At 36.6% G+C, this 15,348-nt stretch carries 18 protein-coding genes; 11 read left to right on the top strand and 7 right to left on the bottom strand.

Annotation, left to right across the window (positions count from 1 at the left end; translation table 11 throughout):
• Position 1: 1 nt before the first annotated feature.
• The gene (locus tag L4F93_RS00800) at positions 2–853 is read right to left on the bottom strand and encodes an SDR family oxidoreductase (RefSeq protein ID WP_250350668.1); all 852 of its coding nucleotides are present in this window, start codon (positions 851–853) and stop codon (positions 2–4) included.
• Between the two features lie 63 nt (positions 854–916).
• Positions 917–1,900, bottom strand: coding sequence for a TRAP transporter substrate-binding protein (locus tag L4F93_RS00795; protein WP_250350667.1), 984 nt, complete (start codon positions 1,898–1,900; stop codon positions 917–919).
• Between the two features lie 245 nt (positions 1,901–2,145).
• Here L4F93_RS00795 and L4F93_RS00790 point away from each other — a divergent pair, with 245 nt between their 5' ends.
• From L4F93_RS00790 to uxuA, 5 genes are read left to right on the top strand one after another with little or no spacing between them, the layout of a single operon-like run.
• On the top strand, positions 2,146–2,634 hold the full coding sequence (locus tag L4F93_RS00790) for a TRAP transporter small permease (RefSeq protein ID WP_250350666.1): 489 nt from the start codon (positions 2,146–2,148) through the stop codon (positions 2,632–2,634).
• Positions 2,635–2,649: 15 nt separating this feature from the next.
• Positions 2,650–3,951, top strand: a complete 1,302-nt coding sequence (locus L4F93_RS00785) for a TRAP transporter large permease (protein WP_250350665.1) — start codon at positions 2,650–2,652, stop codon at positions 3,949–3,951.
• Between the two features lie 13 nt (positions 3,952–3,964).
• Positions 3,965–6,349: a glycoside hydrolase family 31 protein gene (locus L4F93_RS00780; protein ID WP_250350664.1), complete on the top strand. Its 2,385-nt coding sequence runs from the start codon at positions 3,965–3,967 to the stop codon at positions 6,347–6,349.
• Positions 6,350–6,359: 10 nt separating this feature from the next.
• Positions 6,360–7,121: an FCD domain-containing protein gene (locus L4F93_RS00775; protein ID WP_250350663.1), complete on the top strand. Its 762-nt coding sequence runs from the start codon at positions 6,360–6,362 to the stop codon at positions 7,119–7,121.
• Between the two features lie 22 nt (positions 7,122–7,143).
• On the top strand, positions 7,144–8,331 hold the full coding sequence (gene uxuA / locus L4F93_RS00770) for a mannonate dehydratase (protein ID WP_250350662.1): 1,188 nt from the start codon (positions 7,144–7,146) through the stop codon (positions 8,329–8,331).
• 33 nt (positions 8,332–8,364) lie between these two features.
• Here uxuA and rapZ read toward each other — a convergent pair whose 3' ends face one another.
• From rapZ to lptC, 5 genes are read right to left on the bottom strand one after another with little or no spacing between them, the layout of a single operon-like run.
• A complete protein-coding gene (rapZ, locus tag L4F93_RS00765) occupies positions 8,365–9,222 on the bottom strand; it encodes an RNase adapter RapZ (RefSeq protein WP_250350661.1) in 858 nt (285 codons plus the stop codon).
• Between the two features lie 23 nt (positions 9,223–9,245).
• Positions 9,246–9,776: a PTS IIA-like nitrogen regulatory protein PtsN gene (ptsN, locus tag L4F93_RS00760; RefSeq protein ID WP_250350660.1), complete on the bottom strand. Its 531-nt coding sequence runs from the start codon at positions 9,774–9,776 to the stop codon at positions 9,246–9,248.
• A 3-nt stretch (positions 9,777–9,779) separates the two neighbouring features.
• Positions 9,780–10,505: an LPS export ABC transporter ATP-binding protein gene (lptB, locus tag L4F93_RS00755; protein ID WP_250350659.1), complete on the bottom strand. Its 726-nt coding sequence runs from the start codon at positions 10,503–10,505 to the stop codon at positions 9,780–9,782.
• A gap of 10 nt (positions 10,506–10,515) precedes the next feature.
• On the bottom strand, positions 10,516–11,028 hold the full coding sequence (gene lptA, locus L4F93_RS00750; protein WP_250350658.1) for a lipopolysaccharide transport periplasmic protein LptA: 513 nt from the start codon (positions 11,026–11,028) through the stop codon (positions 10,516–10,518).
• Complete coding sequence (gene lptC / locus L4F93_RS00745; protein ID WP_250350657.1) at positions 11,012–11,587, bottom strand: LPS export ABC transporter periplasmic protein LptC; 576 nt, start codon at positions 11,585–11,587, stop codon at positions 11,012–11,014. The genes lptA and lptC overlap by 17 nt, the downstream gene beginning before the upstream one ends.
• A gap of 295 nt (positions 11,588–11,882) precedes the next feature.
• Between lptC and mlaF the strand changes: the two genes are divergently transcribed.
• The 6 genes from mlaF to L4F93_RS00715 all read left to right on the top strand — a co-directional run bounded on the left by mlaF (position 11,883) and on the right by L4F93_RS00715 (position 15,334).
• A complete protein-coding gene (mlaF, locus tag L4F93_RS00740; RefSeq protein WP_250350656.1) occupies positions 11,883–12,683 on the top strand; it encodes a phospholipid ABC transporter ATP-binding protein MlaF in 801 nt (266 codons plus the stop codon).
• Entirely contained in the window at positions 12,673–13,458 is a 786-nt protein-coding gene (gene mlaE / locus L4F93_RS00735; RefSeq protein WP_250350655.1) for a lipid asymmetry maintenance ABC transporter permease subunit MlaE, read from the top strand. Before mlaF ends, mlaE begins: the two co-directional genes overlap by 11 nt.
• A gap of 82 nt (positions 13,459–13,540) precedes the next feature.
• A complete protein-coding gene (gene mlaD, locus L4F93_RS00730) occupies positions 13,541–14,044 on the top strand; it encodes an outer membrane lipid asymmetry maintenance protein MlaD (RefSeq protein ID WP_250350654.1) in 504 nt (167 codons plus the stop codon).
• Positions 14,045–14,072: 28 nt separating this feature from the next.
• Positions 14,073–14,711, top strand: coding sequence for a phospholipid-binding protein MlaC (gene mlaC, locus L4F93_RS00725; RefSeq protein ID WP_250350653.1), 639 nt, complete (start codon positions 14,073–14,075; stop codon positions 14,709–14,711).
• Positions 14,712–14,714: 3 nt separating this feature from the next.
• Complete coding sequence (locus L4F93_RS00720; protein WP_250350652.1) at positions 14,715–15,077, top strand: STAS domain-containing protein; 363 nt, start codon at positions 14,715–14,717, stop codon at positions 15,075–15,077.
• The gene (locus tag L4F93_RS00715; RefSeq protein WP_250350651.1) at positions 15,077–15,334 is read left to right on the top strand and encodes a BolA family protein; all 258 of its coding nucleotides are present in this window, start codon (positions 15,077–15,079) and stop codon (positions 15,332–15,334) included. The genes L4F93_RS00720 and L4F93_RS00715 overlap by 1 nt, the downstream gene beginning before the upstream one ends.
• Positions 15,335–15,348: the final 14 nt, after the last annotated feature.

The following is a 15,348-nucleotide window of genomic DNA, read 5'->3' as shown; positions in this document are numbered from 1 at the left end:
TTTATACCCCACTATAAGCTGAGAAGCCGCCATCAACAGGGATAATCACACCATTAACAAAACTAGAATATTCAGTGTCAATTAAAAAGAGTAATGCACCTAGTAATTCCTCTGGTTCACCAAATCTTGCCATTGGTGTATTAGTTAGGATTTTATTCGCTCTTGGTGTTGGTTGCCCGTTATTATCAAAGAGTAATGCACGGTTTTGATTACTGACTAAAAAGCCTGGTGCAATAGCATTACAGCGAAGTCCAACTTTGGAAAAATAAACAGCAAGCCATTGGGTAAAATTACTGATTGCTGCTTTAGCTCCAGAGTAAGCAGGAATTTTAGTTAAAGGTGTAAAGGCATTCATACTTGAAATATTTACAATATTTGCCCCTTTTTTCCCCATCATATCTTTAGCAAATACTTGCGTTGGTAAGAGTGTGCCTAAATAGTTTAGGTTGAAGACAAATTCGATACCTGATTTATCTAATTCAAAAAAACTTTTAGTATGTTCTGGTAAATCAAATTCATGAAATTCATTATCAGTTGTGGCTTTGGGATTATTCCCGCCAGCTCCATTAATCAAAATATCACAAGTACCAAGCTCTCTTTCAATGGCATTGCGTGTTTGTTGGATACTTTCTAATTCCAATACATTAGTTTTATAGGCTTTTGCGATACCTCCTGATTGTTCAATTTCTTGAGCTACTTGGTTTGCCGCATCAAAATTGATATCTAATAATGCAATTTTTGCCTGTGTTTTTGCGAGGGCTTTGGCTAAAAAGGCACATAGCACCCCTCCTGCACCTGTAATAACGATGAGTTTATCTTTTAAATTATGGTTTTTCGCAATGGTTAACGCCATAGTAAGATCCTCTATTAGTAAATTAGTAAAAGTGCGGTAAAAAAAACCGCACTTATTTATGAATTATTCACCTAATACTTCAATACGTTCAATATAAGGTTTTAATAACGTATTTTGTTTTGCTGTATCATGCATTGATTTTACCGCTTGTACGAAAGGGGCTTTATCAACTTTAACAAATTCAACATTGAGCTGTTTTTGGGCTTTTGCTCTTTCCTCTGCAATCATTTTTGTCCATAAATCTTTATGGAATAACATTGAGTTATCAGCAGCTTGTTTTAATATTTTTTGTTGCTCTGGCGTTAATTTATTCCAAGATTTTGTACTGATTAATAATACATCAGGAATCATTGTGTGCTCATCTTCACTAAAGTATTTCGCTACTTCTCCATGGCGAGCAAGGGTTAATGCTGTTTCATTATTTTCGGCACCATCAACAACTTTTTGCTGTAATGCAGTATATAGTTCACCATAAGCAAGAGGTGTTGGTGAAGCTCCCATTAATTTGATCATTTCTACTGCAGTAGGACTAGGTTGTACCCGAATTTTCATTCCTTTTAGGTCGTCAGGAGATTTAATAGGTTTATTTGCATAAAAGCTTCTCGCGCCACCATCATAGTAAGTTAGTCCGATAAAACCTTTATCCTTTGAATTTTGTAAAATTTTTTGTCCGACATTTTCATCAGCTAATGTGCGATAGTAATGTTCTCGATCTTTAAATAAATAAGGTAAGTTAAATGCGCCATAAGAAGCTTCAAATGCCTCCATTTCACTTGCATTTGATTTTGCCATATCAAGGGAGCCAGACTGGAGCAATTCCATTGACTCTCTTTGTGAACCTAGTTGGCTATTTGGGTAGATCCTGATAATAATTTCTCCCTGTGTGAGTTGTTTTACCTCATCAGCCATATGTTGCATGGATATATGAACCGGGTGAGTTTTATCATTATTATGACTAACTTTTAAAACTGTTTTAGCTTGAGAAGATAATGCAATTCCCATTGATAACATTGTCATTAACGCAGTGGAAAGAATCGTTTTTTTCATAAAATACTCCAATTGGTTAGATCAATTCATCAATGAAAGTGGTGATAAGACATTTCACTTTCATATGTACCACAAGCTATTTTGCTGTACTTATGGATGGTTTAAATATAGCCATCTTTATTAATAGTTCAATCCAATTTTTTAAAATTGGTGAACCAGATCACAAAAATAACTATTTTTTATTGCGATTTTTTTCTATCAAAGTAAAAATTGGAATACCAAAAAAAGAATGGTGAGGTGAATAAATGGAAAATTTTATAAATCTAATTAATCGAATTCTATCAATAATGTGTGTGGTTCTTTGTTCTGTGCTTGTTGCTTGTGTCGTTTGGCAAGTATTTTCTCGATATATTTTAAATACGCCAAGTACCTACACAGATGAAATGGCTAGGTTCTTATTCATTTGGGTTGGGCTAATTGGTGCCGCTTATGCCTTAGGGCAGAAGAAGCATCTTGCTATTGATCTGTTAGCAACTAAATTTGAAAATTCAATAAAAAATACTAATCAATTAGCGTTAATAATTAATTTGATCAGCCTCTTTTTTGTTTCATCTATTATGTTTTATGGCGGGATTAATTTAGTGCAAGATACTATGGCACATGGTCAGATTTCGCCTGTTTTAGGCATTGAGATGGGGTTAGTTTATTTAGCTATTCCTATTAGTGGTTTATTTATGCTGCTCTATTTAATCAGAGATATATTTAATAACCTTAAACATATAAGTTTAAAGTAATGTAGGGGATATATTATGGAATGGTCAACTGTTATTGTACTTAGCGTGAGCTTTTTTACACTTCTTTTTATTGGTGTTCCAATTTCTTTTTCTATTGGTATTGCTTCACTCTTTACGATTATGCTATCACTTCCGTTTGATTCTGCGATTGCAGTCATTTCTCAAAAAATGGCATCAGGATTAGATAGTTTTTCATTATTAGCAATTCCGTTTTTTATTCTCGCAGGGAATATTATGAATAGAGGAGGAATCGCATTACGTTTAATTGAATTTGCTAAAGTTATAGGTGGCAGATTACCTGGTTCTTTAGCGCATGTGAATGTATTAGCGAATATGATGTTTGGCTCTATTTCTGGATCAGCAGTTGCGTCTGGAGCAGCAATGGGAGGAATTATGTCGCCTTTACAAAAGAAAGAAGGTTATGATCCCGCATTCTCTGCAGCGGTAAATATAGCTTCTTGTCCAACGGGATTATTAATTCCACCTAGCAATACTTTTATTGTGTATTCTTTAATTTCAGGGGGGACATCTATAGGGGCATTATTTTTAGCAGGGTATATTCCAGGAATTTTAATGGGATTATCTATTATGCTCATTATTGGTTTTATTGCTAAAAAACGCCATTATCCTGTATCTCCACGACCAACAATGAATGAAGCAGTGAAAAAAACATTGGATGCATTGCCAAGTTTGGGGCTGATCATTGTTATTATGGGCGGTATTATTGGTGGAATATTTACAGCAACAGAAGCTTCTGCTTTTGCTGTAGTTTATACATTAGTTCTAGCAATGATCGTTTATCGTGAAGTTAAATTAAAAGAGCTTCCTAAAATTATTCTTGATTCAGTTATTACCACGGCAATTGTTTTATTATTAATTGGAACATCAATGGGAATGTCTTGGGCAATGGCCAATGCTGATATTCCTTATACGATTAGTGATGCCTTGCTTGCAATTTCAGAAAATCCAATTGTAATTCTCTTGATTATTAATTTAATTCTTTTAGTAGTTGGTATTTTCATGGATATGACACCAGCGCTTTTGATTTTTACACCAATATTTTTGCCAATCGTTACAGAATTAGGAATGGATCCTGTTCATTTTGGTATTGTGATGGCATTTAACCTTTCTATTGGAATTTGCACACCTCCTGTTGGGAGTGCATTATTTATAGGGTGCTCTGTAGGTGGGATTAAAATAAATCAAGTGATTAAACCACTGTTACCATTTTATTGTGCTCTTATTTTAGCACTGCTACTTGTTACATATATTCCTGATATTAGCTTATTTTTACCAAGAATGTTATTGGGGTATTAATTAAGGGGATAGTATGAAAAATTTAAAACATTGGACGATCAAAAAACAAGATAATAATAGAATTGATATAGCGTGTGAATATGGTTTATCGCTACATTTGTTTATTCTAGAAAATGATTTATTTAGGGTTGCGTTTTCTCGTCATAATCAGTTTCGTCTGCCTCATACTTGGGCGATTACACCAAGTCAATCTGATATTGACTGGCAAGGAAGGGATAAATGGAGTACGGAGGGATTTTCTCTTCCTCAATATACATTGATTGAAATTTCAAATGGTGTAGAAGTTTTTACAAGTAAATTAAAAGTGATAATTCATCACCCTCTTTGGTTAGAATGGCAATATCTTACAGAAGATATAGGATGGCAGACTATTGCACAAGATAGAAAGAGCGGTGCTTATTTAATGGGAATTTCTCAACCTACGATTACTCATTTTATGCAAAGGAAAGAGCAAGAACGTTATTATGGCTTAGGTGAGAAATCGGGCGATTTAAATCGTTATGGGCGTCGTTTTGAAATGCGTAATTTAGATGCAATGGGCTACAATGCTGAAAAAACAGATCCATTATATAAGCATATTCCATTCTATATTACTTACACTTCAGAAGCGAGTTATGGATTATATTATGATAATCTCTGTCATTGTTGGTTTGATTTAGGAAATGAGTTGGATAATTATCATTCTGCCTATCGTCTTTATCGAGCTGATGATGGCGATTTAGATTATTATTTTATTCTCGGTCCACAAATTCTTGATGTGATAAAAAAATATTCCGAATTAACAGGAGGAATGGCTTTTAGTCCTAAATGGAGCTTAGGGTATAGTGGCTCAACAATGCATTATACAGATGCTTCAAATGCGCAGGAACAACTAAAAAACTTTGTTAATTTATGCCGCACTTATGATATTCCTTGTGATTCTTTTCAGTTATCTTCTGGTTATACATCAATTGGGGAAAAACGTTATGTCTTCAATTGGAATCATAATAAATTTCCCAATCCTAGAAATATGGTAGATTACTTTCATCAGTCAGGGATGAAGTTAGCTGCAAATATTAAACCTTGTTTATTACAAGATCATCCAATGTACGATGAAGTGGCTCAAAAAAGGTTATTTATTAGAGATTCATTGTTAGATATACCTGAAAAATCAATGTTTTGGGATGGTGAAGGATCTCATTTAGATTTTACTAATCCTGAAACTATTTTATGGTGGAAACAAAAGATTACTGCACAATTATTAGAATATGGAATTGATTCAACTTGGAATGATAATAATGAATTTGAAATTTGGGATGATCAAGCTCGTTGTTGCTATTTCGGTAGTGAAAAACCAATAAAATTACTTCGTCCTTTGATGCCATTATTAATGATGAAAGCGTCCTATGAAGCTCAAATAACTTATCAACCAGAGTTACGCCCATATCTTATTTCTCGCTCTGGCTCTACAGGTATGAATCGTTATGTACAAACTTGGAGTGGTGATAATCGTACTAATTGGAATACATTAAAATACAATATCAAGATGGGATTAGGTATGAGCCTTTCTGGATTATATAATTTAGGGCATGATGTTGGTGGTTTTTCTGGCCCTAAACCAGATCCCGAGCTTTTTATCCGTTGGGTACAAAATGGGGTAATGCATCCCAGATTTACAATTCACTCCTGGAATGATGATTATACAGTTAATGAGCCATGGATGTATCCTGAGGTAACCCATATTATCCGTAGTGCTATTCAATTGCGTTATAAATTAATCCCCTATTTATATCATTTATTATGGAAAGCACATCAGTATCATGAACCGATATTACGCCCTACCTTTTTGGATCATGAACAAGATTTGAATACATTTGAAGAAAATGATGATTATTTGCTAGGTACAGATTTACTCATCGCTTCTGTTGTTGAACCAAATCAAAGAGAAAGAGAGGTTTATTTACCTGATAATAAAGTAGGATGGTATGATTTCATTACACATAAATGGTATGACGGGGCAAGACATATTTGTGCTCCTGCACCATTAGAATATATTCCTATTTTTATTAAAGCAGGTTCTGTTATACCTTGTAATCCGTCTAATAGACTAAATACGCAACAGGATAATTATAGAGAATTATTAGTTATGCCATTTAATCGTAAAGGAGAATGTGATATCCAGATCTTTGATGACGATGGAAAGACTTTCGATTATCTTAATGGGCATTTTCTCTTACTTGATATTCACTTATTTTGCGATGAAAGGCAGATTACGATGACAATTCGACGTACTGGTTCTTTTAAACCACAATATAAAAAGCTACATTTTCGCATTCCTCAACATGAACAACGGTCGTTATATGTGAATGGGCGCTTGGTAGCAAATAATTCTTATATTCTTTTGTCAGAAATAGACTAGGAAACCACATATGATAACAGATGATTTACGTTCCTATAAAAAAATCGGTAATGAGCTGAAAAAACAGTTAAAAAGTGGCACTTATCAAATAGGAGATAAATTGCCTCCAGAACGAGAATTAGCTGAGTTTTTTAATGTAAGCCGTACTGTAATTCGAGAAGCCTTAATTATGTTGGAAATTGAAGGGTTTGTTGATGTAAGAAAAGGCTCAGGCGTTTATTTAATTGCCTTACCGAGGATAGCTGAAAATGATGAATTTTTAGAACAAATTGATGTAGGGCCTTTTGAGTTATTACAAGCTCGGCAATTGTTGGAAAGTAGTATTGCTGAGTTTGCCGCAATACAGGCTACACGGGCAGATATCACACGTTTAAAAGAAATTTTATTAAGAGAGAGGGAAACCTTAGAACATGGTGATGAAGATTATATTGCCGATGAAGATTTTCATCGAACAATTGCTGAAATTACTCAGAATGAAGTTATTGTACAGATGCAGAAATCTCTTTGGGAACTTAGAGTAAATAGTAAAATGTGGAAAGGTTTACATTCTCATATACCACACCAAAACTACCGTTATTTATGGATAAAAGATCACGAAAATATTGTATTAGCTATGCAGAAAAAAGATCCTATGCTAGCAAAGAAGGCAATGTGGCAGCATTTAGAAAATGTGAAGCAAAAATTATTTGAATTATCAGATGTCGATGACCCTAATTTTGATGGATATTTGTTTAACCTCAGTCCTGTGGTTGTTGGGATTGATGTGAAATAACTTTTTACTAAGGAGTAAGAAAATGGAACAAACTTGGCGTTGGTATGGACCGAATGATCCAGTGTCATTAGCAGATATTAGACAGGCTGGAGCTACTGGTATTGTTACGGCATTACATCATATTCCGAATGGGCAAATTTGGTCTATTGAGGAACTAGAAAAGCGTAAACAGCAAATTGAGCAAGCTGGATTAACTTGGTCTGTGGTGGAGAGTGTGCCTGTTCATGAGGAGATTAAAACCCAGACAGGAAATTATCAGCAATGGATTGAGAATTATAAGCAAACATTGCGTAATTTATCACACTGCGGTATTGATACGGTTTGCTATAATTTTATGCCAGTTTTAGATTGGACAAGAACCGATTTAGCTTATCAATTACCTGATGGCTCTAAAGCACTTCGTTTTGATCAGATTGCATTTGCAGCTTTTGAACTATATATTTTGAAGCGTCCTAATGCTGACCAAACTTACACAGAACAAGAACAAGGAGAAGCTAAGAAATATTATGAAAATATGTCTGAGGAACAAATTCTCCAGTTAACTCAGAATATTATAGCTGGATTGCCTGGTGCAGAGGAAGGTTATACCTTAGAGGAATTTCAAGCGCAATTAGATCGTTATCAACATATTAGCCCAGAAAAATTCCGTTCTCATTTAGCTTATTTTTTAAATGAAGTTGTACCTGTTGCGCAGGAGGCAGGGATAAAATTAGCTATTCATCCTGATGATCCACCACGTCCAATTTTAGGGTTGCCACGCATTGTTTCAACGATTGAGGATATGCAATGGTTTGTGGATACTCAACCACTCCCAGCTAATGGATTTACAATGTGTACGGGATCTTATGGTGTTCGCTCTGATAATGATTTGGTTGAAATGACTACTCGTTTTGCCGATCGGATTTATTTTGCTCATTTACGTTCTACTTGCCGTGAAGATAATCCATTAAGTTTTCATGAAGCTGCTCACTTAGAAGGTGATGTAGATATGTTTAATGTTGTAAAGGCTTTATTGACTGAGGAATATCGTCGTTTAGGGCAAGGACAAACTCGCCTTATTCCTATGAGACCAGATCATGGGCATCAAATGCTTGATGATTTGAAAAAGAAAACTAACCCTGGTTATTCAGCCATTGGGCGTTTGAAAGGATTGGCAGAGTTTAGAGGATTAGAAATGGCATTAAAAAAAGTGTTTTTTAATCATCAATAATAGATTGAATAAAGCCTTGGGTATCAAGGCTTTTTAATTTTTACTCTGTTGCTCAAGAGATTTATGTTGGATGCTAACATTTTTCCCTTTTGCTTGAAAATATTCGCCAAGTTGTTGAGCTATATAGACTGAACGATGTTTCCCACCTGTACAGCCGATCGCAATGGTGAGGTAGCTACGGTTATTTTGTTCAAGCATTGGAAGCCAGGTTTCAATATAGTTTCGGGTAAGATAGATAAAGTGATTTACCTCATTGTGTTTATTGAGAAAATCTATTACTAGCTGGTCTAATCCTGTCATTGGTCGAAGCTCTGGATTCCAATGGGGATTAGGGAGAAAGCGCACATCAAAAACGTAATCAGCATCAAGTGGTATGCCGTATTTAAAGCCGAAAGATTCTACAATGATTTTTAATTCTTTTTGTTTATATCCGAGTAAAAATTCACGCAGGCGTTCTGCCAGTTCGTGGGTGGAAAGATGGGTAGTATCAATAATTAAATTGGCAGCATCAATGAGTGGGGTAAGATAGTGTTGTTCTGCATCAATCGCGGCTTCAAGAGAAAGTGAATCAGATGAAAGTGGGTGCAAACGACGTGAATCACTATAACGCTTAATCAAGGCGTTTCGTTCACTATCAAGGAAAATAATTTTTACTTGATAGGTCTGTTGCAGTTGCTCAAGGCTTTGTTCTAGCTCTGTTTGTGAGGAAGGAAGATTGCGAATATCAATACTAATAGCAACAGAAGATTGTTGCTTTGCCAAAATAGTAGCCAGTTCAGGAAGAAGTGTAACAGGGAGATTATCAACGCAATAGTAACCAATATCTTCTAAAGCCCGTAATGCAACAGATTTACCTGCACCTGAGCGTCCGCTAATAATGATGATTTCCATCTGATTTCTCCCCTGAATGATGATTACTGTTCAGTTTCTGTTTCTATCGCTTGTTCATTATTCTGATTTTCTTGTTCGTCATCAGAATGGTTATCGATATATTCAAAAATTTGCCAAATTTCTTCCGCACTTTGTGCCGCTCTTAATTGCTTACAAAGCGATTTATCCAACAATTTTTCGGCTAATTCAGGTAGAACAGATTGGGAAAACTCGCCACACACCTCGGAAGGAATAAGCAAGGCAAAAATTAAGTCCACATCACGGTGATCTGCCGCCTCATAATCAATAGGAGTGGCGAGTTGCAAAAATACGGCGATAGGTTTATCGCCTGTATGTAAACGCCCTTTTGGCATTGCAACACCATTTCCCAAACCAGAGTTGCCTAATTTTTCTCGGTTAAATAAGCAATCAAAACTGCTATGCTCGGGATCTTCATCGCCTTGAATTTGATCTGCCACAATACGGCTGATTGTTTCAAACACACGTTTCTTGCTAGAACAAACCAGTCCTTGGCGAATATTTTCAAGACTCAGTAATTGTGTAAATTTAGTCATAAGTTATAGTTTAAATTCTTCACCCAGATAAACCCGTTTCACCTGTTCGTTATTCATCACTTCTTCAGGTGTACCAGTGGCGATCATTTTTCCTGCGCTTACAATGTAAGCACGCTCGCACACATCAAGGGTCTCACGCACGTTATGATCGGTTATTAATACACCTAATCCGCGATCTCGTAAATCCATAATAATTTTTTTAATATCAATGACGGAAATGGGATCAACCCCTGCAAAGGGTTCATCAAGTAAAATGAACTTGGGATTGGCGGCTAAAGCACGAGCAATTTCCACACGGCGACGTTCCCCGCCCGAAAGCGATTGACCTAGATTATCGCGGATATGACCAATGTTAAATTCTTCAATCAATTCTTCCGCACGTTGTTGCCGTTGCTGTTTATTTAAGTCTTTACGAATTTCAAGCACAGCCATTAAGTTATCATATACACTTAGGCGACGGAAAATTGAGGCCTCTTGGGGTAAATAGCCTACGCCTTTTCTTGCGCGATCGTGCATTGGTAATAAGCTAATGTCTTCATCATCAATACGAATGTTGCCTTCATCTTGTTGCACCAAGCCGACAACCATATAGAATGTCGTGGTTTTGCCTGCACCATTAGGCCCAAGTAATCCCACAATTTCATTGGATTTCACGTTTAAACTCACATCAGAAACCACGTTTCGGCTCTTGTAGCTTTTGGCTAAATGTTCTGCATAAAGCGTTGGCATAAGGCTTGTCCTATTTGTTTTTATTATTTAATTGTGCCGGAATTAATACGGTTTTCACGCGAGACTTACTGGAACCGGTGGCTTTTAGTTGTTGTTTTTTTACATCGTAAGTAATGCGTTGTCCCGTAATTTTACTGTCTAGTTGTTTTAATTCTGCATTTCCTGTGAGGGTTAAAAATTCAGTACCAAGATCGTAATGGACTTTATTGGCTTTGCCATCTACTGGCTTACCATCGTCTAATTGTTGATGGAACGTTACTGGGCGTCCATAAGCATCGACGGTTTCTTTTTTGTTACTATTTTCATCTGGACGAGTAATGACAACTTTATCGGCTTTAATTAAAATTGACCCTTGGGTGATCACAACGTTATCTGTAAAGGTAACGGTTTTATTTTCCATATCAAGTGCTTGGTTGTTTGATTCAATATTAATCGGTTGATTTGTATCATCTTTTAAAGCAAAAGCTGACATTGAAGTCATCAGTGTGGCAAAAAATAAAAGCGATTTACTTGTTAATTTCATAGTGAGTTTTCACCTGTTCCTTTAAGGTTGCAATTTGTTGCTGTAAATTCCCAGTGAGTTGCGAACCACTGGAAGTAAAATTTAAGCCAGTAATGGTTGCCATTGTATCAGAGTGAATATCTTGCGTCTTTAGGTTTATTGTCGCGCGTTCTGTACTAACACGCTGTAAACGGGAATCGCGCAATAGACTTTGTACCAATACATCACCGTCTAAATATAAAAGATTATCTTTGGTTAATTTGGCATTTTTAGCACTGATCTTCCAACTTTGTGAGCCTAAGGTTTCATCTTGTACATTATAGAGATAAACCACAGGATTCTGAAAATCGGTGTTTCCATTAGAGGTATAGTGTTCCACTTTGTCAGCGAGTGCAACATATTGCTTTTCTCCGGTCGGAGAATAAACCGTAGTTTGCATTTTCTCACCGATATACTCAGGACTATCTTGCGATTTAATCAAGCCGGCAAGTTTTTCTGTATCCGTCTGTTGAAGGTTATAAAACCAAGCAAGTAATGCAAGGGCAATCACCGACAAAACAATATTCAAGCGAATATTCATAGTTTGAATGGCTCATTTCTTCAAGATTAATGTAAGTGCGAAATGATAGCATAATTTTGCCAAAAGCAAGAATAATTCCGCGTAAATCAAAGTGCGGTATAAATTTTTACAATTTTTTACAAAGTTTATTTTCAGCGAAATTCAGCTAAAAAGGACTAAGTTTGCATACTTTTATTGTATTTTAAGCTTAATTCACCGCAAAATGAATAAAGAAAATAGGAAAACAGCCTTTGACATTCTGCTTGCATCGCATATCATTGCCACATTTTGAATAATACAGGTGAATAAACGTGCTATGGCTCGTTCTTTTGTAGAAGTAAAAAATCTCACTTTTAAACGCGGTGAGCGTATCATTTATGAACGCCTAAATTTACGCGTTGAACAAGGGAAAATTACCGCCATAATGGGGCCATCAGGGATTGGCAAGACGACATTATTGCGCCTTATTGGTGGACAGCTTTCGCCTGATAGCGGTGAAATTCTCGTTGATGGCAAAGATATTTGTCGAATGTCCCGTGCAGAGCTGTATAAATTACGTCAGCGTATTGGTATGTTATTTCAATCTGGGGCATTATTTACCGATATGTCTACTTTTGATAATGTCGCTTTTCCGATTCGTGAACATACAACTCTGCCAGAGCAATTAATTCGAGAAATGGTATTAATGAAACTTGAAGCAGTTGGATTGCGAGGGGCGGCAGAGTTAATGCCCTCTGAGTTATCTGGCGGTATGGCAAGACGTGCCGCGTTAGCGAGAACCATTGCCCTTGATCCTGAATTAATTATGTATGATGAACCTTTTACTGGGCAAGATCCTATAAGTATGGGGGTAATTGTCAGCTTAATTAAACGATTAAATGAAGCGTTACAACTCACCTCGATTGTCGTATCTCACGATGTGCAAGAAGTATTAAGCATTGCTGATTATGCTTATATTATTGCGGATAAAAGGGTGATTGCAGAAGGAAAACCTGAAGCCTTATTAGCAAGTCAAGATCCACAGGTACAGCAATTTATCCGCGGAGAGGCGGACGGTCCAGTACGTTTTCATTATCCTGCTGGAGACTATATTCAGGAGTTATTTAATGATAAGTGAGATGATTCGCGCACTGGGTCGTAGTGCAATTAATTTCTGTAAAGGGACTGGGCGTTCAGGGTTTATGCTGTGGGGCGCGCTGATTGGTACACCGCAATTGAGAAAACATTTTCCGTTACTTATTAAACAACTATATGTTTTAGGTGTACAGTCTTTACTTATTATTATGCTTTCGGGCTTGTTTATTGGTATGGTGCTTGGACTGCAAGGCTATGTGGTGTTAGTGGATTTTTCTGCTGAAACGAGCCTTGGGCAATTGGTCGCGCTTTCCTTATTGCGTGAATTAGGGCCTGTGGTTACTGCATTATTGTTTGCGGGACGAGCTGGCTCAGCGCTAACGGCTGAAATAGGATTGATGAAAGCAACGGAGCAACTTTCAAGCCTCGAAATGATGGCAGTTGATCCTCTTCGCCGTGTGATTTCACCACGTTTTTGGGCGGGGGTGATTGCAATGCCAATTTTATCAATAATTTTTATCGCTATTGGTATTTGGGGCGGTTCATTGGTTGGTGTGGATTGGAAAGGCGTTGATGCGGGGAGTTTTTGGTCGGTAATGCAAAACGCCGTAACTTGGAAAACGGATATTCTCAATGGTTTAATTAAGAGTATTTGTTTCGCTATTGCCGTGGTGTGGATTGCTTTATTTAATGGTTATGACAGTTTGCCAACGTCTGAGGGTATTAGCAAAGCGACTACCAAAACCGTGGTGAATGCGTCTTTGGTTGTGCTAGGGTTAGATTTTATTTTAACTGCAATGATGTTCGGTGGAAGTTAATTATTTGACTCACCGAACGATTTCGTTTCATTCAGAAAATCCGTACAATATTAAAGTGCGGTGTAAAATTAAGGTAGTTTTTATGCGACAAACAGCAAAGTATGAATTTGGGGTAGGGTTATTTTTATTGCTTGCCATTGGCGCCTTGGTCTTTTTAGGTTTAAAGGTGGCGAATGTGCAAGGATTTAGCCAAACAAAATCTTATCAAGTTAGTGCAACTTTTGACAATATTGGTGGACTAAAAGTGCGTGCGCCATTAAAAGTGGGCGGCGTGGTAATTGGGCGAGTGACCGATATTGAGCTTGATCCACAAACTTATTTGCCTGTGGTAAAGATAGCAATTAATCAAGAATATAATGAAATTCCTGATAATAGTTCATTATCAATTAAAACCTCAGGTTTATTAGGCGAACAGTATATTGCGTTAAGTATTGGATTTGACGATGGGGAAACCACTAAAATGCTCAAAGAAGGGAGCAAAATTGTGGATACCAAATCGGCAATGGTGTTAGAAGATTTAGTGGGTCAATTCCTATATGGCGATAAGAATAAATCTGATGACAGCAAACCTGAAACGCAACAATAATTTCTTTTTTCGTTTTACGGAGGAATCGATGTTAAAACAAACAATGACAAACTGGTTAAGAAAAACATTAGTTATTTTCACCGCACTTTTTGCACTGCACGCAATGGCGGATGATACCCCATACGACTTAATGCAAAAAGCATCAGACAAATTGTTTAGCGATATTGCTAACAGTCAAAGTCAGATTAAGCAAAATCCAAATTATTTAAGAACTATTGTGCGTCAAGATTTAATGCCTTATGTACACGTGAATTATGCTGGTTCATTGGTGTTAGGTCAGTATTTTAAAACGACCACACCAGAACTGCGTACAAAATTTTTCGCTGCGTTTGATCAATTTATTGAGCAATCTTATGCACAAGTTTTAACGCTGTATAAAAACCAAAAAATTGACATTGAAAAACCGAAAAATGTTTCTGATAACCAAATGAGCATTCGGGTGAAAGTGGTACAAAATGGTAATGCGCAGCCGATTAATTTAAACTTCTTTTGGCGTAAAAATAGCAAAACAGGTCAATGGCAAGTCTATGATATGGCAGCTGAAGGCGTGAGTATGGTTAATACTAAAAAACAAGAATGGAGTGCGACTTTACGCAAAGATGGGATCGAAGCACTAACCCAACAAGTGCAAAAAGCGGCGAATGTGCCTGTTACATTGGGTAAATAATCAATGCACAACACATCAGGTTTAACCTCAAGTTTAACTTGGGCATTTGAACAAAATGATGATAAGATAACGCTCCGCTTGACTGGGGCGTTATCCAGAAAAACGTTGTTGCCGTTATGGGAACAACGTTATTCTTTTTTATCAGCAGATAAAATCGCACGCCAGCAAGTTATTTGGGAACTTGCCGATTTAACGCGAATTGACAGCGCAGGTTTTGCATTATTATGTGATTTTCTTCATCATTGCCAAACGCAAGCAGAGATGCAAATCATTCAAAATGCACCTGAGCAATTTCTCACGTTGGCTGATCTTTTTGGGTTATCAAAATGGATTGACCCGTTTTTACAACAGAATGGAAAAAATTAATGGAAACGCAAGAAATTGAACAAATTTTAAAAGAGGCTTTAGGGCTTGAAGAAATTTATGTACAAGGCGAGAATGCTCATTTTGGGGTGATTGTGATTGATGATGAAATTGCAGGATTATCAAGATTAAAGCAGCAACAAACCATTTATGCGCCGCTAATGCAATATTTTTCCTCAGGGGAAATTCACGCATTAACTATCAAAACCTTTACCCAAGAAAAGTGGAAGCGTGAGCGTTTACTTAATCCCATTAATTAATTTTTAGGACGTTG

Origin of the sequence: Avibacterium sp. 20-132 (genome assembly GCF_023611925.1) — a bacterium.
Lineage (GTDB): Bacteria > Pseudomonadota > Gammaproteobacteria > Enterobacterales > Pasteurellaceae > Avibacterium.
Note: the sequence above shows the minus strand (reverse complement) of the source record. Positions and strands in the feature narration are given on the sequence as shown.